At 66.8% G+C, this 21,314-nt stretch carries 28 protein-coding genes, 1 pseudogene and 1 riboswitch; of the genes and pseudogenes, 27 read left to right on the forward strand and 2 right to left on the reverse strand.

Annotated features, from left to right (window positions below):
- Positions 1-23: 23 nt before the first annotated feature.
- Together HMPREF1008_RS03440 and HMPREF1008_RS03445 are read right to left on the reverse strand one after the other, a co-directional pair.
- Positions 24-1,202 (reverse strand): phosphoribosylaminoimidazolecarboxamide formyltransferase, encoded by a 1,179-nt coding sequence (locus HMPREF1008_RS03440; protein ID WP_009278442.1) that lies wholly within the window; start codon positions 1,200-1,202, stop codon positions 24-26.
- Between the two features lie 102 nt (positions 1,203-1,304).
- A complete protein-coding gene (locus tag HMPREF1008_RS03445) occupies positions 1,305-1,949 on the reverse strand; it encodes an IMP cyclohydrolase (RefSeq protein WP_009278443.1) in 645 nt (214 codons plus the stop codon).
- An 80-nt stretch (positions 1,950-2,029) separates the two neighbouring features.
- A riboswitch (ZMP/ZTP riboswitch) is annotated at positions 2,030-2,115 on the reverse strand.
- A 215-nt stretch (positions 2,116-2,330) separates the two neighbouring features.
- Here HMPREF1008_RS03445 and HMPREF1008_RS09810 point away from each other — a divergent pair.
- The 27 genes and pseudogenes from HMPREF1008_RS09810 to HMPREF1008_RS03575 all read left to right on the forward strand — a co-directional run bounded on the left by HMPREF1008_RS09810 (position 2,331) and on the right by HMPREF1008_RS03575 (position 21,291).
- Entirely contained in the window at positions 2,331-3,050 is a 720-nt protein-coding gene (locus HMPREF1008_RS09810) for a metal-dependent hydrolase (RefSeq protein ID WP_255348645.1), read from the forward strand.
- Positions 3,051-3,109: 59 nt separating this feature from the next.
- Positions 3,110-4,309 (forward strand): GTP-binding protein, encoded by a 1,200-nt coding sequence (locus HMPREF1008_RS03455; protein ID WP_156797591.1) that lies wholly within the window; start codon positions 3,110-3,112, stop codon positions 4,307-4,309.
- A 123-nt stretch (positions 4,310-4,432) separates the two neighbouring features.
- Positions 4,433-4,852 carry a peptide deformylase gene (locus HMPREF1008_RS03460; RefSeq protein WP_009278446.1) on the forward strand — a complete coding sequence of 140 codons (420 nt, stop codon included), beginning with the start codon at positions 4,433-4,435 and terminating at the stop codon, positions 4,850-4,852.
- A 608-nt stretch (positions 4,853-5,460) separates the two neighbouring features.
- Complete coding sequence (gene rplE / locus HMPREF1008_RS03465; protein WP_009278447.1) at positions 5,461-6,018, forward strand: 50S ribosomal protein L5; 558 nt, start codon at positions 5,461-5,463, stop codon at positions 6,016-6,018.
- Positions 6,019-6,077: 59 nt separating this feature from the next.
- The gene (locus HMPREF1008_RS03470) at positions 6,078-6,263 is read left to right on the forward strand and encodes a type Z 30S ribosomal protein S14 (protein ID WP_009278448.1); all 186 of its coding nucleotides are present in this window, start codon (positions 6,078-6,080) and stop codon (positions 6,261-6,263) included.
- An 87-nt stretch (positions 6,264-6,350) separates the two neighbouring features.
- Positions 6,351-6,749, forward strand: a complete 399-nt coding sequence (gene rpsH / locus HMPREF1008_RS03475; protein ID WP_009278449.1) for a 30S ribosomal protein S8 — start codon at positions 6,351-6,353, stop codon at positions 6,747-6,749.
- A gap of 29 nt (positions 6,750-6,778) precedes the next feature.
- Complete coding sequence (gene rplF / locus HMPREF1008_RS03480; protein ID WP_009278450.1) at positions 6,779-7,315, forward strand: 50S ribosomal protein L6; 537 nt, start codon at positions 6,779-6,781, stop codon at positions 7,313-7,315.
- A 64-nt stretch (positions 7,316-7,379) separates the two neighbouring features.
- Positions 7,380-7,748, forward strand: a complete 369-nt coding sequence (gene rplR / locus HMPREF1008_RS03485; protein WP_009278451.1) for a 50S ribosomal protein L18 — start codon at positions 7,380-7,382, stop codon at positions 7,746-7,748.
- An 11-nt stretch (positions 7,749-7,759) separates the two neighbouring features.
- The gene (rpsE, locus tag HMPREF1008_RS03490; RefSeq protein WP_009278452.1) at positions 7,760-8,281 is read left to right on the forward strand and encodes a 30S ribosomal protein S5; all 522 of its coding nucleotides are present in this window, start codon (positions 7,760-7,762) and stop codon (positions 8,279-8,281) included.
- Between the two features lie 2 nt (positions 8,282-8,283).
- Positions 8,284-8,472, forward strand: a complete 189-nt coding sequence (gene rpmD / locus HMPREF1008_RS03495; RefSeq protein ID WP_009278453.1) for a 50S ribosomal protein L30 — start codon at positions 8,284-8,286, stop codon at positions 8,470-8,472.
- A 10-nt stretch (positions 8,473-8,482) separates the two neighbouring features.
- Positions 8,483-8,932, forward strand: a complete 450-nt coding sequence (rplO, locus tag HMPREF1008_RS03500) for a 50S ribosomal protein L15 (RefSeq protein ID WP_009278454.1) — start codon at positions 8,483-8,485, stop codon at positions 8,930-8,932.
- Positions 8,926-10,206 (forward strand): preprotein translocase subunit SecY, encoded by a 1,281-nt coding sequence (gene secY, locus HMPREF1008_RS03505; RefSeq protein WP_009278455.1) that lies wholly within the window; start codon positions 8,926-8,928, stop codon positions 10,204-10,206. Before rplO ends, secY begins: the two co-directional genes overlap by 7 nt.
- Before the next feature lie 217 nt (positions 10,207-10,423).
- Positions 10,424-11,050 carry an adenylate kinase gene (locus HMPREF1008_RS03510; protein WP_009278456.1) on the forward strand — a complete coding sequence of 209 codons (627 nt, stop codon included), beginning with the start codon at positions 10,424-10,426 and terminating at the stop codon, positions 11,048-11,050.
- Entirely contained in the window at positions 11,047-11,832 is a 786-nt protein-coding gene (gene map / locus HMPREF1008_RS03515) for a type I methionyl aminopeptidase (RefSeq protein WP_009278457.1), read from the forward strand. Before HMPREF1008_RS03510 ends, map begins: the two co-directional genes overlap by 4 nt.
- 176 nt (positions 11,833-12,008) lie before the next feature.
- On the forward strand, positions 12,009-12,227 hold the full coding sequence (infA, locus tag HMPREF1008_RS03520) for a translation initiation factor IF-1 (protein WP_009278458.1): 219 nt from the start codon (positions 12,009-12,011) through the stop codon (positions 12,225-12,227).
- 117 nt (positions 12,228-12,344) lie between these two features.
- Complete coding sequence (gene rpmJ, locus HMPREF1008_RS03525) at positions 12,345-12,458, forward strand: 50S ribosomal protein L36 (protein WP_009278459.1); 114 nt, start codon at positions 12,345-12,347, stop codon at positions 12,456-12,458.
- 15 nt (positions 12,459-12,473) lie between these two features.
- Positions 12,474-12,845: a 30S ribosomal protein S13 gene (gene rpsM, locus HMPREF1008_RS03530; RefSeq protein WP_009278460.1), complete on the forward strand. Its 372-nt coding sequence runs from the start codon at positions 12,474-12,476 to the stop codon at positions 12,843-12,845.
- Between the two features lie 10 nt (positions 12,846-12,855).
- A complete protein-coding gene (gene rpsK / locus HMPREF1008_RS03535) occupies positions 12,856-13,257 on the forward strand; it encodes a 30S ribosomal protein S11 (RefSeq protein ID WP_009278461.1) in 402 nt (133 codons plus the stop codon).
- A gap of 18 nt (positions 13,258-13,275) precedes the next feature.
- Positions 13,276-13,869, forward strand: coding sequence for a 30S ribosomal protein S4 (rpsD, locus tag HMPREF1008_RS03540; protein ID WP_009278462.1), 594 nt, complete (start codon positions 13,276-13,278; stop codon positions 13,867-13,869).
- Between the two features lie 23 nt (positions 13,870-13,892).
- Positions 13,893-14,834: a DNA-directed RNA polymerase subunit alpha gene (locus HMPREF1008_RS03545; protein WP_009278463.1), complete on the forward strand. Its 942-nt coding sequence runs from the start codon at positions 13,893-13,895 to the stop codon at positions 14,832-14,834.
- Between the two features lie 28 nt (positions 14,835-14,862).
- Entirely contained in the window at positions 14,863-15,348 is a 486-nt protein-coding gene (gene rplQ / locus HMPREF1008_RS03550; protein ID WP_009278464.1) for a 50S ribosomal protein L17, read from the forward strand.
- A gap of 76 nt (positions 15,349-15,424) precedes the next feature.
- Positions 15,425-17,101, forward strand: coding sequence for an ABC transporter ATP-binding protein (locus HMPREF1008_RS03555; protein ID WP_009278465.1), 1,677 nt, complete (start codon positions 15,425-15,427; stop codon positions 17,099-17,101).
- On the forward strand, positions 17,094-17,897 hold the full coding sequence (locus tag HMPREF1008_RS03560) for an energy-coupling factor transporter transmembrane protein EcfT (RefSeq protein WP_009278466.1): 804 nt from the start codon (positions 17,094-17,096) through the stop codon (positions 17,895-17,897). The genes HMPREF1008_RS03555 and HMPREF1008_RS03560 overlap by 8 nt, the downstream gene beginning before the upstream one ends.
- A 76-nt stretch (positions 17,898-17,973) precedes the next feature.
- A pseudogene (locus HMPREF1008_RS03565) lies at positions 17,974-18,603 on the forward strand (tRNA pseudouridine(38-40) synthase TruA); the annotation flags it as partial.
- Positions 18,503-18,793 (forward strand): hypothetical protein, encoded by a 291-nt coding sequence (locus HMPREF1008_RS11055; RefSeq protein WP_369750397.1) that lies wholly within the window; start codon positions 18,503-18,505, stop codon positions 18,791-18,793. The pseudogene HMPREF1008_RS03565 and the gene HMPREF1008_RS11055, both read left to right, overlap by 101 nt.
- A 289-nt stretch (positions 18,794-19,082) precedes the next feature.
- Positions 19,083-19,697, forward strand: coding sequence for a hypothetical protein (locus HMPREF1008_RS03570; RefSeq protein ID WP_232202875.1), 615 nt, complete (start codon positions 19,083-19,085; stop codon positions 19,695-19,697).
- Between the two features lie 523 nt (positions 19,698-20,220).
- Positions 20,221-21,291 carry a glycosyltransferase gene (locus HMPREF1008_RS03575; protein ID WP_009278469.1) on the forward strand — a complete coding sequence of 357 codons (1,071 nt, stop codon included), beginning with the start codon at positions 20,221-20,223 and terminating at the stop codon, positions 21,289-21,291.
- The last annotated feature ends 23 nt before the right edge of the window (positions 21,292-21,314 follow it).

Genomic DNA, 21,314 nt, shown 5'->3' on the forward strand with positions numbered 1-21,314 from the left:
GCGCGGCTCCGCCCCTTGTGTTCCTAGTGGTGGAACAGCCTCATCCCCGTGAAGCACATCGCGATGCCGTACTTGTCGGCGGTCTCGATCACGTTGTCGTCGCGGATCGACCCGCCCGGCTCCACGATGTAGCTCGCGCCGCTCTTGTGCGCGCGCTCGACGTTGTCGCCAAACGGGAAGAAGGCGTCCGATCCCAGCGTGACGCCGGTCTGGGCGGCTATCCACGCCGCCCTCTCCTCGCGGGTCAACACCTCGGGCCTCTCCGCGAACCACTTCTGCCATTCGCCCTCGGCCAGCACGTCGTCGTGCTCGTCCGAGACGTACACGTCGATCGCGTTGTCGCGGTTGGCGCGGCGGATCCCCTCGACGAAGCGCAGCCCCAGGACCTTGGGATGCTGGCGCAGGTACCAGGTGTCGGCCTTGCCGCCCGCGAGCCTGGTGCAGTGGATGCGGCTCTGCTGGCCCGCGCCCACGCCGATGGCCTGCCCGTCCTTCACGTAGCAGACCGAGTTGGACTGCGTGTACTTCAGCGTGATCAGGCTCACGATCATGTCGACGAGCGCCGTCTCGGGGACCTCGCGGTTCCGTGTCACCACGTTGCCAAGGAGCCCTCGGTCGATCCTGAAGTCGTTGTGTCCCTGCTCGAAGCTGATGCCAAAGACGTCCTTCACCTCGGTCGGAGCCGGTTGGTAGCTGGGGTCGACCTGCACCACGTTGTAGCGCCCTCCCTTCTTGGCGCCCAGGATCTGCAGGGCCTCCTCGGTGTAGCCGGGCGCGATGATGCCGTCCGAGACCTCGCGCCTGAGGTAGCGTGCCACGTCGGCGTCGCAGACCTCGCTCAGCGCGGCCCAGTCGCCGTAGGAGCTCATGCGGTCGGCGCCGCGCGCGCGGATGTAGGCGCAGGCGATGGGGGAGGGCTCTCCCTCGTCCTCGACGAAGTAGATCTGGCGCTCCACCCCGCTCAGCGGCCTGCCCACGGCGGCGCCAGCGGGCGAGACGTGCTTGAACGAGGCCGCCGCCGGCATGCCCGTGGCCTTGGCCAGCTCGCGCACGAGCTGCCAGGAGTTCAGGGCGTCCAGGAAATTGATGTATCCCGGCTTGCCGCAGAGCACGGTGACGGGCAGGTCCGAGCCATCCTTCATGAAGATGCGGGCGGGCTTCTGGTTGGGGTTGCAGCCGTACTTGAGCTCGAGCTCGTTCATGGTCTTCCTTCCATGGGTCATCTTCCAGGCGAGAGTGTCGCGCGCACGTCGCAGCGAGGCATTGCTACCAGCGCGCTATCGCTGCCAGCGCGACAGGCGCCGCTAGTCGCCGAGGTTCTTGTTGAAGAGGGTCACCTTCGCGCCGATGCGGGCATAGAGGGAGACCTTGTTGTCATCGTTCAGCGCGTCCCAGACCTCCCGCGCCGTCGCGGGCAGCGCGACCTCGACGGGCTCGCCGGAAAAGCTGGGCAGCGGGCTGCCGTCCCCCTGGTAGGTACTGATGAGGTAGCCCACCCCCTCGTCGGCCCCCTCGTAGCAGAAGAACTGGCGCAGGCAGCGGCCGGAGTCGCTCGCCTGGCGCTTGAGGACCGACATCTCGAAGCTGCCGTCGGGACGCACGACGGCGCTGATGCGGGGCGTGTAGTTGGGGGCGTCGGGCTCGAACTCGCGGGTCATGCAGCCGGTACGGAAGTCGCCCCTCTCCACGACGGTGTCGGTCTGGTCGCCGTTGGTCACCACGAGGTTCTCGCCCATCCGGCGCACGGGGTGGTAGATGATCAGGCTCGGGTCCTCGAGCAGGGCCGGGTCATGCGCCTCGGTGCGGATTCCGTCCTCGGTGAGGGAGAAGACGCGGTTTCGGCTGTTGGAGCTGCGCCCCATGATCCAGTAGTAGACGCAGTCCCTGCCCACCACGATGCCGCGACCGGGATACGGGTTTGCCCGAAGCAGCTCCACGAGTTCCTGCATGCGCACGTCCTTCCGTCTGGGACCTCGTCCCCCGAATGGCCCCGGGCCCAAAGGCAAAGGGCAAGCGGCCCTCGGCGAAGGCTGCTTGCCCAGACGGTCGGCACTATGGCTTGCGCGCCGCTCCACCGTGGTGACCCACGAACATCCGTCAGTAACGGCGCGTATCTGGAGAGAATGTAGCATGCGCGGCGCGACGGCTGGGGCCAGAATGGGATGCGGACACAAGACGTCGACGAGTGTCGGGGCGCGCCCGGGGGACCGTCGCGGGCGGTGCGGGATGGCCGGCTGGGCCGCGGGCGGTGCGGCATGATGTGCGGCATGGCTGGTTGGACCGCGATCGGGTGTTTTCTGGCGGATACGCGCATGGGCGAGAGGGGCCACATGACGGGACGGACGCACATGGCGGTGGGGGCAGCGGTCGCCGTCGCCGCGGGGCTTGCGGCAGCGCGGCTCGCCGACCCGTCAGCCGCATCGGCCTCGCTGGCATCCGTGGGTGACGCGAGCCTCTCCCCCGCGGCGTTCCTCTCCCTTGCCGCAGCAGGCGCCGCGGGCGGCTTGCTGCCCGACACGGACGTCTCCACCAGCGAGGCGTCGCAGGAGCTCGGGCGGGCCTGGGCGGCATTGGTGGCACTTATCGCCCTGTCCCTCGCGCTCTACACGGCAGGTGTGACACCCGCCGGCCAAGACCCGTTCGTGGCGCTCCGGTGGCTCGCGAGTCAGCTTGGTCCCAACCATCTCGCCGGCGCCATGACGCTCGTCGCCGTCTGCGCCGTGGGCCGCGCGTCGGGGCACCGGGGCTTCTCCCACTCGCTCGTGGCGCTGGTTGCGACCTATGCGGCGCTGCGCCTGGCCCTTCCCGCCCTCGCCGTCCCCCTGGCGCTGGGATACGCCTCTCACCTTGCCCTCGACCTGCTCAACAAGACGCCGCTCAGGCTCCTCTGGCCCCTGCGTCGCGGTGTCTGCCTGGGGTTGCTCAGGTCTGCTGGCATGGCGGATGGTCTCGTGCTGGGGCTGGCGCTTCTCGCCCTTCTGTGCTCCTTTGCCCGTGGCGTGCTGGGAATCGTCCTCCCGTGGCCGCCCGGGCTGCCGACTTGGTCATAATGGCGCGGAGAAAGGCCACCGCCGCGGCAGCGCCTGCGGCAGGCAGGAAGGCAGGCAACATGCAAGCAGCAAACGCCAGCGCCGGCTCCGACGTCACCGTCGCAAGCCCCGTCGACCCCAGCGCCACCGCCCGCAAGCCGGTGGGGATCGTCCTCCTCACCGGCTACCTGGGTGCGGGCAAGACCACCCTGCTCAACCACATCCTCGCCAACGGCGAGGGCATCCGCGCCGTCGTCATCGTCAACGACATCGGGTCGGTCAACGTGGACGCCAGCCTCGTCCGCGACGGCGGCCTCAGCGAGGCGGACGACCTCATCCCCCTCACCAACGGCTGCATCTGCTGCACGCTCTCGGACGACCTCGCCCGCCAGCTCGGCTCCATCGCCGACTCCGGCAAGTTCGACTACGTGATCATCGAGGCGTCGGGCATCTGCGAGCCCATCCCCATCGCCTACACCATCAGCGCCTTCTGCGACCAGAGCAGGAACGGCGGCCACGCCCCCATGGAGCTCGACAACATCGTCGCGGTGGTCGACAGCGCCCGCATGCTCGACGAGTTCGACGGCGGCTGCAGCCTCGTCGCCGACGACATCGACGAGGACGACATCGAGGCGCTGCTGGTCCAGCAGGTCGAGTTCTGCAGCACCCTCGTGCTCAACAAGGCAGACCTGGTGAGCCGCGAGCAGCTGGACGAGCTGCGCGCCGTGGTGCGCAGCCTCCAGCACGACGCCGTGGTCGTCGAGGCGGTGAACGGGGGGCTGCCCGTCTCCGAGCTGCTCGACACCGGACGCTTCAGCTTCGAGGAGGCCTACCGCTCCGCCGCCTGGGTGGACGCCATGGAGCACCCCGAGGAGCACGAGGACCCCGAGGTGCTCGAGTACGGCATCCAGACCTTCCTCTACCAGCGTCGTCGCCCCTTCGACGTCGAGGCGCTCTCGGACTACGTGCGCAGCTGGCCACGGAGCGTCATCCGCGCCAAGGGCAGCGTGTGGGTGGCACAGGACCCCGCGATGCGCTACCTCTTCGAGCAGGCGGGCCACCAGGTGAGCCTGAGCGAGAACGGCCTCTTCCTGGCCACCGCGCCCGACGAGGAGCGCGAGCGCATCCTGGTCCAGAACCCCGAGATGCTCCGGGACTGGGACGAGGAGTTGGGAGACCGCATGACCCGCATCGTGATCATAGGGCGGCGCATGGACCGCGAGGACATCGAGGCCGGCCTGGACGCCTGCCTGGTCGACTGGGACGGCAGCGAGTTCTGAGGCTGCGGGCGGGGGCGGGCCCGGGTGCGGGGCGCCTTCGCCTATACTCTCTTGCACGACGTGGCCCGCGCGTGCGGGCGGGCAGGACGTGGGGCGAGAAGGCCCCGCCGGAAAGGGAAGAGCATGATCAAGGAACTCGTCAGGGACGAAGCCGTCCTCTCCAAGCGCTGCGCCATCGCCACCGCGGAGGACGCCGCCGTAGCGCAGGACCTCGTGGACACCCTGTCCTCCCTCGAGGACGCCGCCTGCCTGGCCGCCAACCAGATCGGCCAGGTCGTGGCCGTCGGCGCCTACCTGGACGACAAGGGGAACGTGCACGTCCTGTACAACCCCAGGGTCATCTTCGGCCTGGGCGCCACCCGCGTCGAGGAGGGCTGCCTCACCCGTGACGAGCCCTCCAAGGTCACCCGCTACGCCAAGATCAAGCTCAGCTACGACGAGCTGGTGGACGGCGAGCTCAAGAGCCGCAAGCGCGACTTCGTGGGCTGGGAGGCCCAGATGATCCAGCACATCGCCGACCACTGCGCGGGTAAGCTGGTCTAGCGCACGCGCGGGGACGTGCAGCCAGGAGCTTGCTGGTCACGCGGGTGTCCTCAGCTGGTCTAGCGCACGCGCGGGGACGTGCAGCTCCGTGGCAGGCCCCTCTCGCCCGTCGCCTCGCACCAGGCGCCCCCATCCGCCACGCCATTCACCACATCCCCCGTCGTTCTCTATGCCTTCTCATGAATTTTGGGGGGTCTAGAGGGCCTAAATTTCAGAGAACGGCATAGAGAACGGCATGGCAGTCAGGAAATGGCATAGAGAACGGTAGACGGCCGAGGGACATCGTGCGTCCGAGGGGCGTCGGACGGTCGGAGGACACCGCTCGGGCGACCGAGGCGGTCGCACGGTCGGGGGCGAGGGCGTCGCGCGGGCGAGAGCGGCGTGCCTGCCGGGCTGCCGCAGCTCCCGAAATGTGAAATTTCGCTGTCGGGCCCCGCCAGCCCCTGCGCCGGTGGCATTAGGACCTGCGAACTCGTATCATCTTCCTTTGCGTCTCTTGCTAGGGAGAGTTCTGCCCATATTGCTTGCGATGCAACCGGCTCCCGGGTGCCATCCGGGAGGTGCGAGGCCCATCCCCGCACGTAAAACCCCATGAGTTAGGAGAGCACATGGCAGACAAGTACGTTCCCCGCCTCAAGGAGCACTACTACTCCGAGGTCCGCGACCAGCTGCAGAAGCAGTTCGAGTACAAGAACGTCAACCAGATCCCCAAGATCGAGAAGATCGTCGTCAACATGGGCGTCGGCGAGGCCGCTACCGACAGCAAGGCCATCGACGGCGCCGTCGCCGACCTGCGCGCCATCACCGGCCAGCAGCCCATGGTGACCCGCGCCCGCAAGTCCATCGCCACCTTCCGCCTGCGTGCGGGCATGCCCATCGGCGCCAAGGTGACCCTGCGCGGCGACCGCATGTACGAGTTCCTCGACCGCCTGATCGCCATCGCCATCCCCCGCATTCGCGACTTCCGCGGCATCAGCGCCAAGAGCTTCGATGGCCACGGCAACTTCTCCATGGGCGTCACCGAGCAGCTGATCTTCCCCGAGATCGACTACGACAAGATCGACCACACCCGTGGCATGGACATCACCATCGTCACCACCGCCCCCACCAACGAGGAGGGCAAGGCGCTTCTCGACGCCTTCCACTTCCCGTTCAAGAGGGACTAACTAATCGCTTGTAAGTTGCCCCGGGAAGGGTCCCGGGGCCTCTTCCTGAAGGAGGATTTGTGGCTAAGACTTCGATGATCGTCAAGGCGAACCGCGAGCCGAAGTTCTCGACGCGCACCCAGAACCGTTGCCAGCGCTGTGGGCGCCCCCACTCCGTCTATCGCAAGTTCGGGCTGTGCCGCGTCTGCTTCCGCGAGCTGGCGAGCAAGGGCGAGCTTCCTGGCGTCCGCAAGGCTAGCTGGTAGGCCAGGGCTCTGGCATGCAGGCGTGCGGGCCACGGGCCCAAATGAACCGCATGCGCAGTTTCATCACTAACGAAGGAGAAGGAATCAATGAAGGTTACTGATCCCATCGCGGACATGCTGACGCGCATCCGCAACGCGAACTCCGCCGGCAAGTCCGAGGTGTCCATGCCCTCGAGCAAGGTCCTGGCCGAGATCGCCCGCGTCATCTGCGAGGAGGGCTACATCGAGTCCTATGAGGTGGAGGACACCACCCCCCAGAAGACCCTGCACATCACCCTCAAGTACGGCCCCAAGCGCGCCCGCGTCATCCAGGGCATCCGCCGCATCTCCAAGCTGGGCCTTCGCATCTACTCCACCGCTGCCGACCTGCCCCGCGTCCGCGGCGGCCTCGGCACGGCCGTCATCTCGACCTCCAGGGGCATGATGTGCGACCGCGACGCCCGCAAGATGGGCATCGGCGGCGAGGTCATCGCCTACATCTGGTAACCCGCGACAGGAATAGATAGGAGGAGACTATGTCTCGTATTGGTAAGAAGCCTGTCGAGGTTCCCGCTGGGGTTACCGTGACCATCGACGGCACGCACGTTGCGGTCAAGGGCAGCAAGGGCGAGCTCGACCGCCACTTCTCCGAGCTCGTGACCGTCGCGCAGGAGGGCGAGGAGATCCTCGTCACCCGCAACGACGACTCCACCGAGTCCAACGCCCAGCAGGGCCTGGTCCGCACCCTTATCAACAACATGGTCGTCGGCGTCTCCGCCGGCTTCGAGAAGAAGCTCGAGCTCACCGGCGTCGGCTACCGTGCCGTGCTCAAGGGCAAGGACCTCGACCTCTCGCTCGGCTACTCCCACCCCGTGGTGTACGCCGCTCCCGAGAACATCAGCTTCGAGGTGCCCGACAACACCCACATCGTGGTCAAGGGCATCTCCAAGGAGCAGGTCGGCCAGGTTGCCGCCGAGATTCGCGCCAAGCGTCCCCCCGAGCCCTACAAGGGCAAGGGCATTCACTACGAGGGCGAGCACATCCGCAGGAAGCTCGGCAAGGCTGCCAAGTAAGGCCCTGCTGGCGATATAGAAAGACCACCACCCCGTCAGGTGGTGGCGTGCCTAAGGAGAAGGAATGAACAAGAACCAGGCAAAGCGTGTGGGCCTCAAGCGCCGCCAGCGCCGCGTCCGCTCCAAGATCTTCGGAACTGCCGAGCGTCCGCGCCTGACCGTTCACCGCACCAACGCGAACATCTACGCCCAGGTCGTCGACGACGTCGACGGCAGGACCATCTGCTCCGCCTCTACCCTGAGCGAGGAGTTCAGGGCAACCGGCAAGCTGGGCTCCAACAAGGAGGCTGCCGAGTTCGTGGGCAAGCTCGTCGCCGAGCGTGCCGCCGAGAAGGGCGTCACCGAGGTCAAGTTCGACCGCGGCGGCCACATCTACCACGGCCGCGTCAAGGCCCTGGCCGACGGAGCCCGTTCCGCGGGCCTGAAGTTCTAGGAGGAATTTAGATGCCACGTGATCGTAAGCGCCAGAATGACTCCGATCTTCAGGAGCGCGTAGTCTACATCCACCGTGTCTCAAAGACCACCAAGGGCGGTCACCGCATGACCCTCGTCGCCCTCGTGGTCGTTGGCGACGGCAAGGGCAACGTCGGCCTCGGCATGGGTCGCTCCACCGAGGTGCCCCTGGCCATCCAGAAGGGCGTCGACAACGCCAAGAAGAACATGTTCAAGGTCCCCGTCACCAAGGGCGGCTCGGTCCCCCACGCGATCGAGGGCCACTTCGGCGCCGGCCGCGTCCTGATCAAGCCTGCTGTCGAGGGCACCGGCGTCATCGCCGGTGGTCCCGTGCGTCCTCTCTTCGAGCTCGCCGGCATCACCAACGTCACCGCCAAGTCCCTTGGCACCGACAACGCCCTGAACATCATCAAGGCCGCAGCCGACGGCCTCATGAACCTCTCCAGCCCCGAGGAGGCGGCGTCTCGTCGCGGCCTCACGGTCAAGGAGCTGTTCGCCGGCAAGGAGGAGTAACCATGGCAGACAAGACCGTCACCGTCAGGCTCGTTCGCAGCGCGGTCGCCTCCGTCAAGAAGGACCAGACGCTCACCTGCCGCGCCATGGGCCTTCGCAAGATCGGCGACACCTCGGTGCTTCCCGACAACCCGAGCGTTCGTGGAATGATCTTCAAGGTCAAGCACCTTGTTGAGGTTGAAGAGAACTAGGAGTCATCCAATGCAGCTCAATGATCTTCGTCCCGCTGAGGGTGCAAAGAAGGCGCGCAAGCGCGTCGGCCGCGGCAACTCCTCCGGGCACGGCACCTTCTCTGGCCGCGGCATGAACGGCCAGCTGTCCCGCTCTGGCGGCGGCAAGGGCGCCGGCTTCGAGGGCGGCCAGCAGCCCCTGGCCATGCGCCTGCCCAAGCTCCCCGGCTTCACCAACCGCAACCGCGTCGAGTACGCCCCCGTCAACGTCGCGCGCCTCGAAGCCCTCTTCGCCGATGGCGAGACCGTCGACGGCGAGGCCCTCGTCGCCAAGGGCGTCATCAAGCACGACTACATCCCCGTCAAGGTCCTCGGCGACGGAGAGCTCACCAAGAAGCTCACCGTCAAGGTCGACAAGGTTTCCGCCTCTGCTCAGTCCAAGATCGAGGCGGCTGGCGGAAAGGTTGAGCAGGCGTGCTAAACGGAATCGCAAACGCGTTCCGCATTCCTGAGCTCAGGAAGAAGATCCTGGTCACGGCCGGGATCCTTCTCCTATATAGGTTTGGCGCCTACCTGCCGGCCCCCGGCGTGCCCTTTGCCAGCATGCTTGCCGCCTTCCAGGCGGCCGCGTCCAGCAGCGGTGCCATTGCCGTGCTGAACCTGTTCTCCGGAGGCGCGCTCTCGCGCGTCTCCGTGTTCAGCCTCGGCATCATGCCTTACATCACCGCCCAGATCATCCTCCAGATGTTCCAGGCGGTGATTCCCTCCCTTGGGGAGCTCGCTAAGGAAGGCGAGAGCGGACAGCGCAAGATCACCCAGTACACCCGCTACCTCACCATCGTCCTGGCCCTTATCAATGCCGTCGGCTACCTGTTCCTCTTCAAGAGCTACGGCATCGACTTCTCGGCCATGGGCTTCCCCGAGATGATCGAGAACCTGATCATCGTGGGCGTGCTCCTCACCGGTGCCATCATCATCATGTGGCTCGGCGAGGTCATCACCCAGAGGGGCATCGGCAACGGCATGTCCCTGATTATCTTCGCCAACATCATGGCAGGCCTGCCCCACTCGCTCACCGCCTCGGTGAGCACCTCCACCACGGGCATCATCGCAACGGTGGTCACCTTGCTGGTGATCATCGCGATCATTCCCGTGATCGTCTACATCGAGCGCGGCCAGCGCCGCATCCCGGTGCAGTACGCCAAGCGCGTCGTGGGGCGCAGGGTCATGGGCGGACAGGCAACCTACCTGCCCATCAAGGTGAACACCGCAGGCGTCGTGCCCATCATCTTCGCCTCCGCGCTCCTGTACCTCCCGGCGCAGCTTGCCGTGTTCTTCCCCAACGTGCGCTGGATCCAGGGCTTCGCCAACATGCTGAGCTCCGGCGTCGTCAACTGGGTCCTCTCGGTGGTGCTGATCGTCTTCTTCGCGTACTTCTACACCGCCATGGTGTTCAATCCGGACGAGACGGCAGACCAGCTCCGCAAGGCGGGTGGCTTCATCCCGGGCGTCCGTCCCGGAAGCGCCACCGCCGCGTACATCAAGAGCGTGCTCGACCACATCACGCTTCCTGGCGCCCTCTTCATGGCCGCCCTGGCGGTGGTGCCGTCGATCCTCTTCGCCGTGACGGGCAACACCCTCATGCAGGCCTTCGGCGGCACCTCGGTGCTGATCATGGTCGGCGTGGCGATGGACACCATCTCGCAGCTGGAGTCGCAGCTCAAGATGCACAACTACGAGGGCTTCTTCAAGTAGGCCATTCGTGGGCAGCTTCAGGCGAGAGGGGCGGTCACTCCGGTGGCCGCCCCTCTTCCATGTGCGGCGGCGGGCACGGGTGGCGGTGGATGGTCTTTTGGATCGCATGAGACCACATGCCCCTAGGTGGGTAAACTGTGGATTGTCATGCGGCGGCGAACGCGCCCGCCGCGAAGTCGCGCTTCCATCGCTCACCCAGAGGAAGAAGGGAACCCGCATGAACATCGTTCTGCTCGGCGCGCCCGGCGCGGGCAAGGGCACCCAGGCCCAGAGGCTCGTCGCCGACTACGGCGTGGCGCACATCTCCACTGGAGACCTCCTGCGTGCCGCGGTCAAGGCCCAGAGCAAGCTTGGCATCGAGGCCAAGGGCTACATGGACGCGGGGCAGCTCGTGCCGGACCAGCTCGTCGTCGACCTGGTCAAGGAACGTCTCCAGGAGGACGACGCCAAGAGGGGCTTCATCCTGGACGGGTTCCCCCGCAACACCCAGCAAGCCGTCGTCCTCGACTCCGAGCTCAAGGAGATGGGAGTCGACCTCGACGCGGCGCTCCTCGTGGACGTCAAGCCCGAGGTCATCGTGGAGCGCCTGAGCCAGAGGCGCACCTGCCGCTCCTGCGGCTACACCGCGCCCGCCGGCGTGGACGTCTGCCCACGCTGCGGTGGCGAGATGTACCAGCGTGACGACGACAAGCCAGAGACGATCAAGAAGCGCCTCGACACCTACCAACAGCAGACCGCCCCGCTCATCGAGTACTACGGCGGCCACGGAATCCTGAAGGAGGTCGATGGAGACAGGCCTGTGGACGAGGTGTATGCCGACGTCAAGGCCCTCCTGAGCCTATGATCAAGATCAAGTCTGAAGCGGACATCGAGCAGATGAAGATGGCGGGCTCGCTCTCCAAGCAGGCCCTTCGCCTCGCGGGCAGCATGGTCAGGCCCGGCGTCTCGACCAAGGAGATAGACAGTGCGGTCGAGGGCTTCATCCGCCTGCACTCCGCCATCCCCACCTTCAAGGGCTATGGCGGCTTCCCCGGGAGCATCTGCGCCTCCGTCAACGAGCAGATCGTCCATGGCATCCCCTCGCCCGAGGTATTCCTCAACGACGGCGACATCATCTCCGTCGACACGGGGGCAACCTTCGGCGGCTGGGTGGGAGACAACGCCTGGACCTTCTACGTGGGTACCCCCTCCGACGCCGTCAAGGGCCTCTGCGAGGTGACTCGCGACTGTCTCAAGGCGGGCATCGAGCAGGCGGTCCCCGGCAACCATCTGGGTGACATCGGCTATGCCGTGCAGAGCCTGGCCGAGAAGAACGGCTACGGGGTCGTGCGCGAGTACGTGGGCCACGGCGTGGGTCGCGTCATGCACGAGGACCCCAACGTGCCCAACTATGGCAAGAAGGGCCGCGGCGTGAGGCTGCAGGCGGGCATGGTCATCGCCATCGAGCCCATGATCACCCTGGGAACCTACGAGAACCACACCCTCTCGAACGGCTGGACCGTGGTGACCGACGACGGCCTGCAGGCTGCCCACTACGAGAACACCGTGGCGATTACCGAGGACGGTCCCGTCATCCTGACCCAGGACGAGGTCGGGCCCTGGTGCAGCATGCAGGGTGGCGAGTAGGCAAACGCCTCGCACCCGCCTTGTGGGAGAGGCCTTCGGGGCCGGTCGCAGCCGCGATCGGCCCCTTTTTGCCGACTGTGGTCCTGGCGTGTGCGAAGGGCGTGTGAATTTGACCGATTTCCCTGCATTCCGTATGATTATCAGTCGCTGTGATTCACAGGGAGAAAGTAGGCACGGTGAGCAAACAGGACGGCATCGAGCTTGAGGGCAAGGTAGTGGAGCCACTTCCCAACGCCATGTTCAACGTGGAGCTCGAAAACGGCAAGACCATCCTCTGCACCATCTCGGGCAAGATCAGGATGAACTACATCCGCATCCTTCCCGGTGACCGCGTGGTGGTCGAGATTTCCCCGTACGACCTCACCAGGGGTCGCATCACCTACCGCTACAAGTAACCCCAAGACTCCAGATATTCACGCCTGCGGCTGGGCGAGGAGATAGGGCAGGCCAGCTTCCACCTGACTTGCCTCGGCAGTACCAGTTCGTACAAGCACTACCGGAAGGAAGAGACTATGAAGGTGCGTCCTTCGGTCAAGAAGATGTGCGACAAGTGCAAGATCGTCCGTCGCCATGGCAAGGTTTACGTGATCTGCGAGAACCCTCGCCACAAGCAGCGTCAGGGCTAAGAGAGGAGCTCGAAGTTGGCACGTATCAACGGTGTCGACCTCCCGCGCGAGAAGCGCACTGAGGTCGGTCTTACGTATCTGTACGGCATCGGCGCCACCAGCGCGAAGAAGATCTGCGCCGAGACCGGCGTCGACCCCTCCACGCGCGTCAAGGATCTCACCGAGGACGAGGTGACCAAGATCCGCGACTACATCGACGCGAACTTCACCATCGAGGGCGACCTGCGCCGCGCCGTCAGGCAGAACACCGCCCGCCTGATGGAGATCGGCTGCTACCGCGGCCTCCGTCACCGCAAGGGCCTCCCTGTCCATGGCCAGCGCACCCACACCAACGCGCGCACCCGCAAGGGCAAGCGTCGCCAGATCGGTGCAAAGAAGAAGGCGTAGGGGAGAGACAATGCCGCAGAAGAAGAACCAGCGCACGCAGCACATCCGCCGCGCCGAGCGCAAGAACATCGCCGTGGGCCAGGCCCACATCAAGAGCACGTTCAACAACACGATCATCTCGATCACCGACCCCCAGGGCAACGTCATCGCCTGGCAGTCCGGTGGCACCGTCGGCTTCAAGGGCTCCCGCAAGAGCACCCCGTTCGCGGCCCAGGTCGCGGCCGAGGCCTGCGCGAAGGCGGCCATGGAGCACGGCCTGCACAGGGTGGCTGTGTTCGTGAAGGGTCCCGGCTCCGGCCGCGAGACCGCAATCCGTTCCCTCCAGGCCGCCGGCCTCGAGGTTTCGGGCATCCAGGACAAGACCCCCATCCCGCACAACGGCTGCCGTCCGTGCAAGCGCCGTCGCGTGTAGTAAGGAAGGACAGTAGCAATGGCAATTGATAGGACCCCTGTCCTCAAGCGGTGCCGCCAGCTTGAAATCGACCCCATCGTCATGGGTATCAACAAGAAGTCCAACCGCCAGCCCAGGCGCACCCGTCGCCAGAAGAGCGAGTACGGCGAGCAGCTGCGCGAGAAGCAGAAGGCCAAGTTCATCTATGGCGTCCTGGAGAAGCAGTTCCGCGGCTACTACGAGAAGGCCATGAAGGGCGAGGGCGTCACCGGCGACAACCTGATGAGCCTGCTCGAGAGCCGTCTCGACAACGTCGTCTTCCGCCTCGGCTTCGCCCGCACCCGCAAGGAGGCCCGCCAGACCGTCGACCACGGCCACGTCACCGTGAACGGTCACCGCGTGGACATCCCCTCCTACCAGGTGAAGGCTGGCGACGTCGTCGCCGTGGCCCCCAAGGCCAAGGACCTTCTCCCCATCAAGGAGGCCATCGTCTCCTCCGAGCACATGGCCGTTCCCGCCTGGCTCGAGGTCGACATCGAGAAGCTGCGCGGCACCGTCCTGCAGACTCCCGTCCGCGACCAGATCGACCTGGACATCGACGCCCAGCTCATCGTCGAGCTCTACTCCAAGTAAGCCCACACCGGTAGGAGGTATTCATGTCAGAATTCATCCGACCGCAGGTGTCTGTCGAGGAGATTTCCGAGAACGTCGCCCGCGTCAGCGCTGAGCCGCTGGAGCGTGGCTACGGCAACACCCTCGGTAACTCCCTTCGTCGCGTGCTGCTCTCCTCCCTCGAGGGTGCGGCAGTCGAGGCCATCCAGATCGACGGCGTCCAGCACGAGTTCACCACCGTCGAAGGCGTCTACGAGGACGTCACCGACATCGTGCTCAACGTCAAGGGCCTGGTGTTCCGTCCCATGGGCACGGGCGACGAGGCCACGGCCACCATCTCGGTCGATGGCCCCTGCACCGTGTGCGGCGGCGACTTCAAGGTTCCCGCCGAGTTCGAGCTCGTCAACAAGGACCACGTGATTTGCTCCCTGGGCGAGGGTGCCCACCTCTCGATGCAGATGCGCATCGGCATGGGCCGCGGCTACGTGTCCGGTGACGAGAACGAGCGCGAGGGCGATCCCATCGGCCTCATCCACGTCGACGCTCTGTATTCCCCCGTGCGCCGCTGCGCCAAGGCCGTCGAGCCCTGCCGCGTCGGGCAGCACACGGACTACGACCGCCTCGTGCTCGAGGTCGAGACCGATGGCTCCCTCTCGCCCCGCGACGCCGTCGTCGAGGCCGCCAACATCGTCAACCAGCACATGAGTGCCTTCATGGGCTTGGCCGACGAGGAGGAGCCCGTCGAGGACGTCTCCATCTTCTCGAACGGCATCGAGGAGGACAGCACCGAGCTTGACAAGCAGATCGAGGACCTGGACCTCTCCGTCCGCTCCTACAACTGCCTCAAGCGTGCGGGCATCCACAGCGTCCGCCAGCTGGTCGAGTTCTCCGAGAACGACCTGCTCAACATTCGCAACTTTGGCGTCAAGTCCATCGAGGAAGTCAAGGACAAGCTCGAGGCCATGGGCCTGGGCCTCAAGGACTAGACACAGCATTTAGAGGAGAAGCTAGACCATGAGACACAACAAGAAGAGGGGTATGAAGCTCGGCACCGATGCCGCCCATACCAAGGCAATGAAGAAGAGCCTCGTTGCCGCACTCCTTGCCAACGATCGCATCAAGACCCTCGAGCCCCGCGCCAAGGCCATCCGTCCCGACGTGGACAGGGTCATCACCTGGGCCAAGAAGGGCGACCTCGCCTCTCGTCGCCTCGCCATCGCCAAGGTCGGCGACAAGGAGATCGTGCGCGAGGTCTTCGAGAAGGCCGCCCAGGGCGTGTGGGAGGGCCGCAACGGTGGCTACACCCGCATCATGAAGCTTGGCCCCCGCAAGGGTGACGCCGCCGAGGTCGCCATCATCGAGCTCGTCACCGAGCCCGTCCAGCCCAAGAAGGCCGCCACGACCGTCAAGAAGGTCGAGAAGGTTGCCGAGGCCGCTCCTGAGGCCGAGGTCGAGCCCGAGGCCAGCGAGCCCGAGGCTGCCGAGGAGAGCGCGGAGTAGCTCCGTCCTTCCTGCAACGGACGCAATGCCAGGGAGGCCTGCGAAAGCGGGCCTCCCTTCTTCTCTAGGGGGTGACATGCTCGAGCTGAGGTCAGTGAGCTATCGCTACGCGGGTGCCCGTCGCGATGCGGTAAGGGACTGCTCCCTTCGCGTGGAGAGGGGCGAGCGTGTCGCCCTGGTGGGGCGCAACGGCTCGGGGAAGTCCACGCTCCTCTCGCTTTGCAAGGGAGGGGTGAGCCCAAGCTCTGGCGAGATTCTGGTCGATGGGGTGTCCGCCGGCAGGGACGGGGCCCGTCTCCTCCAAGAGGGCGTCGGCATCCTCCGCCAGGACCCCCGCGGCCAGCTTGTGAGCTCGCTCGTGGAGGAGGAGCTCGCCTTCGGCTCCCAGAACCTCGGAATCGGGGGAGAGGAGCTTGGACGTCGCGTGCGTGAGGCGCTGCGGCTCTGTGGCGTCGAGGACCTCGCCCGCAGTCGCACGATGGGGCTCTCGGGCGGGCAGATGCAGCGCGTCGCCCTGGCGGCTGTCCTTGCGATGGGCCCGTCGTACCTGATGCTGGACGAGCCCTGCGCCCAGCTCGACCCGCGCGCCCGCCAGGGGATCAGGTCATCGCTCGCCGTGCTCGCGGGACGGGGCGTGGGGATGTTGCTGGCGTCCCACCTGCCGGAGGACATCGCGTCCGCCGATCGCGTCCTGGTCATGGAGGCGGGCCGCATCTGCTGGGAGGGGCGCCCGCTCGAGCTCTTCTCCGATGCGGCGCTCCTTGCGCGCGCGGGGGTCTTGGGGGACTCGGCTGACGCCCTCAATGCCCTGGCTCGTCGGGGCGTCGAGCCACGGGAGGCTCTTGCGGCCGACGCCACGACCTTGCGCGGGCTTGTCGAAGGGAGAGCCGACGGCGCGTGCGTGCAGCCCGGGGCCCTGCGGCGAGACGCCTGTGGTCCTGTAGGTTGGGTGAACGTGTCCTTGGGGGGCAAACCCACGGGCAGGCGATGCGACGGCGAGGCCTCGCGCCCTCCGGCCGGGGTCGAGCTCGCGCTCGATGACGTGAGCGTCAGCTACGAGGCGGGGGCGCCCGCGCTCAGCCACGTCTCCCTGGTTGCTCGGGGTGGCAGGCTCACGCTGCTGGCGGGCGAGTCGGGGTCGGGCAAGACTACGGTAAGCCTCGTCGCTGCGGGGGTGCTCGAGCCCGACGGGGGCAAGGTGACTCTTCTGGGAAGGCCCGTCAGGCCCCCGGACGTGGGGCTGGCCTTCCAGAGGCCCGAGGACCAGCTCTTCTGCGCGACGGTGCTCGAGGACGTGAGCCTGGGGCCCAGGAACCTGGGGGCGAGCGCGTCGGACGCGCGCGGGGCGGCGGAGGATGCTCTGCGCCGCATGGGGGTCGGCGAGGAGGCTTGGCCCCTCTCGTCCCTGGAAGGCTCGGGAGGGGAGAGGCGCCGCGTGGCCCTGGCGGGAGTCATCGCCATGCGAAGGAGCGCCTACGTCTTCGACGAACCCACGGCGGGTCTGGACGGTGCGGCGCGCGTGCGCCTCGAGGGGCTGGTGGGCGAGCTCGTGGGCAAGGGGGCCGCGGTCGTGGTGGTCTCGCACGACCTGGACGAGTGGCTGCCCCTGGCGGACGACGTCTGCCTGCTTCGCGCGGGTCGCGTGGTTTGGCAGGGCCGCGCCGCGGAGCTCGAGCGCCAGCCTGGCACGCTGGGGGCGTCGGGTTTGGGACTGCCACTGTACCTGCGCCTGAGGGAGGCCCTGCATGCCTAGGACGCGCGTGCTCGGCGGGTACGCCGCCGCAGGGTCATGGCTCGACGGGTTGGCGGCGGGCGCGAAGGTCGCCTGCCTCCTGCTCCTCTCGCTTGCGGCCATGGCTGCCCCGGGCTGGGAGGGGCTCGCGCTCCTGGGGGTGGCACTGCTCGCGCTCCTGGCGTCGTGTCGCCTTCCGTTGGGCAGGCTGCTCCTTGCCCTGAGGCCTGCGACCGTGCTGCTGGTGCTCTCGCTGCTTGCCAACGGCCTCGTGGTGGACGGGAGCTTCGACCTTGGCCTCATGGGGGGCGTGGGCCTTCGCTGGGCGGGGCTCGCGCGCGCCGGGATGGCCGTGTGCCGCATCGTGCTCATGGTGGGGCTGGTGCTCGTGATGACGTCCACGACGAGCACCAGCAGCCTCAGCCGCTCTCTGGTGCGGGGTCTCTCGCCCTTGGGGAGGCTGGGGCTTCCCGTGGGGGACGTGGCCATGGTCGTGGTGGTCGCCCTGAGGTTCATCCCGGAGGTCGAGGAGGAGTTCGCGCTCATCGTGCGTGCCCAGCGCGCACGTGGCGTGCGCTTCGACCAGGGGGGTCCCGCGTGCAGGCTCAGAGCCTACGCGGCCGTCATGATTCCTCTGGTGGTGGCCCTCTTCCGACGTTCCGACGAACTCGCCCAGGCCCTGCGCGACCGCTGCTACGCCTCGGGCTCGGGGCAGCCGTGGCGGCAGGGCGAGACCTGGGGAGCAAGGGAGCGCCTCTCGCTCGCCACGTCCCTCGCCCTGCTCGTGGCGGCAATCGTGCTGCCGGCACTATCCTAGGCTCGACCGCCTGACGACTTTTCCAGAAGGAGCTCACATGCAGGCAGACCAGACGACCTCCGTAGGCGACGGCGTCATGCGGGCGTCCGCGGGCACCCTCGTCCTCAGGCTGGGCTATCGTGGGGCGGGCTTCGCCGGCTTTGCCGAGCAGCCGGGACAGCGTACGGTGGCAGGCGAGCTGAGGCGCGCCCTGCAAACCGTCCTTCGCCGCCCCGTGGAGCTCGAGTGCGCCGGTCGCACGGACGCGGGCGTGAGCGCCCTCGCGCAGTTCCTGAGCCTTCCCCTCGAGCCGGGTGAGGAGCTCCTGAAGGGCCGCAGGCTCCATGCCTCCCTCGTGGCGCTCACGCCGGACGACATATCCATCGCCGGCATCTATCGCGCGAAGGCGGGCTTCTCCGCCCGCTTCGACGCGCGGGGGCGGAGCTACCGCTACCGAATCTGCCCTGGCCCCGCGCGCCCGGTCCTCGCCTGGGATCACAGCTGGTGGCTGCGCGGGGTCCCCGCGCTTGACGTCGCCGCCATGAACGAGGCGGCCTCCGCCCTGCTGGGGGAGCACGACTTCAAGAGCTTCTGCAAGGCGGCCTCGGCCCAGCTGCTCGAGGCGGATGGCCGCTCCACCTGCCGCCGCCTCACGCGGGTCGAGGCGGGCGAGGTCGTCGAGGCGGGAGAGCGACTGGTGGTGGTGGACGTTGAGGGCAACGCCTTCCTCCATAACATGGTCCGCATCATGGTGGGCAGCCTGGTCGAGGTGGGGCGCGGCCACAGGGGACCCCTCGTGGCTCTCTCGGGCCCTCGAGGCCCGCCAGAGGTCGGCGGCTGGACCCACGGCTCCCGCGCAGGGCCTCTGCCTCGAGGCGGTGCGCTACGACGAAGGGGCGCTCGTTCCCTGGGAGTAGCCTCGGCGCCCTTGGCCGGGCCTTCGCGTCTGGGTTGCCGGGTTGCCATCAGCCCACGACCCCTGCGCCACCCAGCCCTCATGCCCTATAGTGCAGGGGAGAACAACGTTGCGCCGCCACTGCGAGGGGAGGTCCCATGCCGCACAGGCGCGAGCGCTTCGAGCGCAGTGACGTTCCGCGCGAGTCCGCGCATCGCAACCTCGTCGCGCTGGCCGTTCTGCTCGTCTTGGCGGCAGGGCTCGCGGCACTCCTGACGCAGCTCTGGAGGTGCGCGAACGCTGACGGCCGCGTGGGTGACGCAGGCCTTGGCAGCGGCATCAGCACGCAGGCGGAGACGCTGGACCCCGACGAGGGCTACGAGGCGTCGGACGACGTGTTCACCCACATCCTGGTGCTTACGGTGGACGACGTCAGGAAGAGCGCGCCCACGTTGCAGAGGGCGCAGCTCCTCTCGCTCGACGCAACCAAGCGCAAGGGCTATCTGGTCGAGATTCCCCTCGACGTGCGCGTCGAGGACGCGTCTGGCGCGAGCACGTTGCAGGAGCTCTTTGCCGCGAAGGGCGCCCAGAGCTGCATCGCCCCGCTTGCCGCAGCATGCAACATCAGGGCGACCCATGTCCTGGTGGCGACGGACGAGCTCTGGGACCAGGTGAGGGGGCTGCGCAACTCTGGCGTATCGGCGCTGCTGGATAGCGCATCCGGGCTCTTCTCCAACATCTCCACCGACATGAGCACGTCGCAGCTGCTCGATGTGGTCGAGCTCGTGCAGTCCATCGGCGTCGAGAACCTCGACCTAAAGGATGCGCCGGCGGACGCGGAGGACGACGGCGACGGCGGGAGCTGGTCTCGCATCCGCCAGACGGAGCTCGGGTTGCTCGTGGGCACGCTTCGCCCCACGTCGTAGGTGGTGTGTCGGGCTGGCGCTGTGCTACTGTTGCATCGGGCACGCTCAAACGCACGCATCCGCCGTCGAGCACGCTCCAACGCACGCGCCTGCCGCCAGGTCGCGCCTCAGGACGCGAGCGTCGCCGGCACCAAGCACGCTTGAACGCACGCGCTTGCCATCAATCACGCTCGAACGCACAAGGCGAGAAAATCTATCTGCGCTTTTGTGGGCCCGCCTGTGCGCAACAGCGTGCTCGATGAATTGGCCGTGCGCAACGGCGTGGGCAATGGAACGAGACGTGCGTAACGGCGTGCACGTCGAAGCCAAACGCGCGTGACAGCCAAACGTGAGCGCAACGGCATGCTCGACGAAATCGCCGCCGTCCCTCTCGCTTCTGTGCTTAGTCTGTAATCTGCGCCCTTCACCCCCTCGTCACAACGTTTGCCACCTGCTGGGCCATAATTCAGCTTGTGAGCACGGGCAACCTGACACGAAGCCTCGCCCGTGGACGAGCTGACGACGTTGTCTGGAGACGCTTGGAATGACGCCCAAGGCACCCAAGATCTCGATCATCATGCCGGCGTACAACGTCGACAGATATGTTCGCCGTGCCGTCGAAAGCATCCAGCACCAGACCTTCGCGGACTTCGAGCTCCTGGTGGTGGACGACGGCTCCACCGATCGCACGGGCCAGATCCTGGATTCCATCGCCGACCGCGACATCCGCGTCACTGCCTTCCACCAAGAGAACGGCGGCGCCCCCGCGGCCCGCAACTTCGCCCTCGACCGCGCCCGCGGCAAGTACGTCATGTTCTTCGACGCGGACGACTGGGCCGAACCCCGCATGCTGGAAGAGATGTACGAGTTTGCCGAGGCCGGCCAGCTCGAGCTTGCCGTTGCCGGCTTCTACATCGACACCTACTACGGTGACGACGGGCAGCACACCACCGAGCTCAAGAGCTGCCCCACCCGCGTGTACGACACGCAGCGCGAGTTCAGGACCTCCGCCTGGGAGCTCTTCGACGCCAACCAGCTCTATGCCCCATGGAACAAGATCTTCCTGCGCTCCCGCATCGAGGAGCTGGGCCTGCGCTTTCGTCCCACCTTCTGGGACGACTTCCCCTACGTGCTCGACTTCGTGCGCGACGTGGAGCGGGTGGGCGTCATGGAGACGCCGTACTACCACTTCATCAGGCAGCGCAGCGAGTCCGAGACCGCCCGCTGGCGCCCCGACATGTACGACAAGCGCGAGGAGGAGCACGGCTGGATGCTGGAGCTCTATCGCCACTGGGGGCTCGAGGGCGACGCCGCCAGCATGGAGGTCGTGCAGAGGCGCTACATCGAGCGTCTCGTGGGCTGCATAGAGAACGTCTGCAACCCCCAGTGCTCCCTGGACGCGAAGGAGAAGCTCGCCCAGATCGAGCGCATGATCACGAGCGAGCGCGCCCAGCTGGCGGTTGCTGTCGCGCGTCCCCGCACCAAGATGATGGCCCTCATGCTCCTTCCCATACGGGAGAAGAACGTCGCCATGGCATACCGGGAGGGTCGCTTCATCAGCTTCGTGAAGCGCCACAACACGCGGATCTTCGCCACGCTGAAGGCGAACCGCTAGCCAGCCGTCCGCTGGCGCCCCGC

The sequence above is a fragment of the Olsenella sp. oral taxon 809 str. F0356 genome, assembly GCF_000233535.1.
Lineage (GTDB): Bacteria > Actinomycetota > Coriobacteriia > Coriobacteriales > Atopobiaceae > Olsenella_I > Olsenella_I phocaeensis.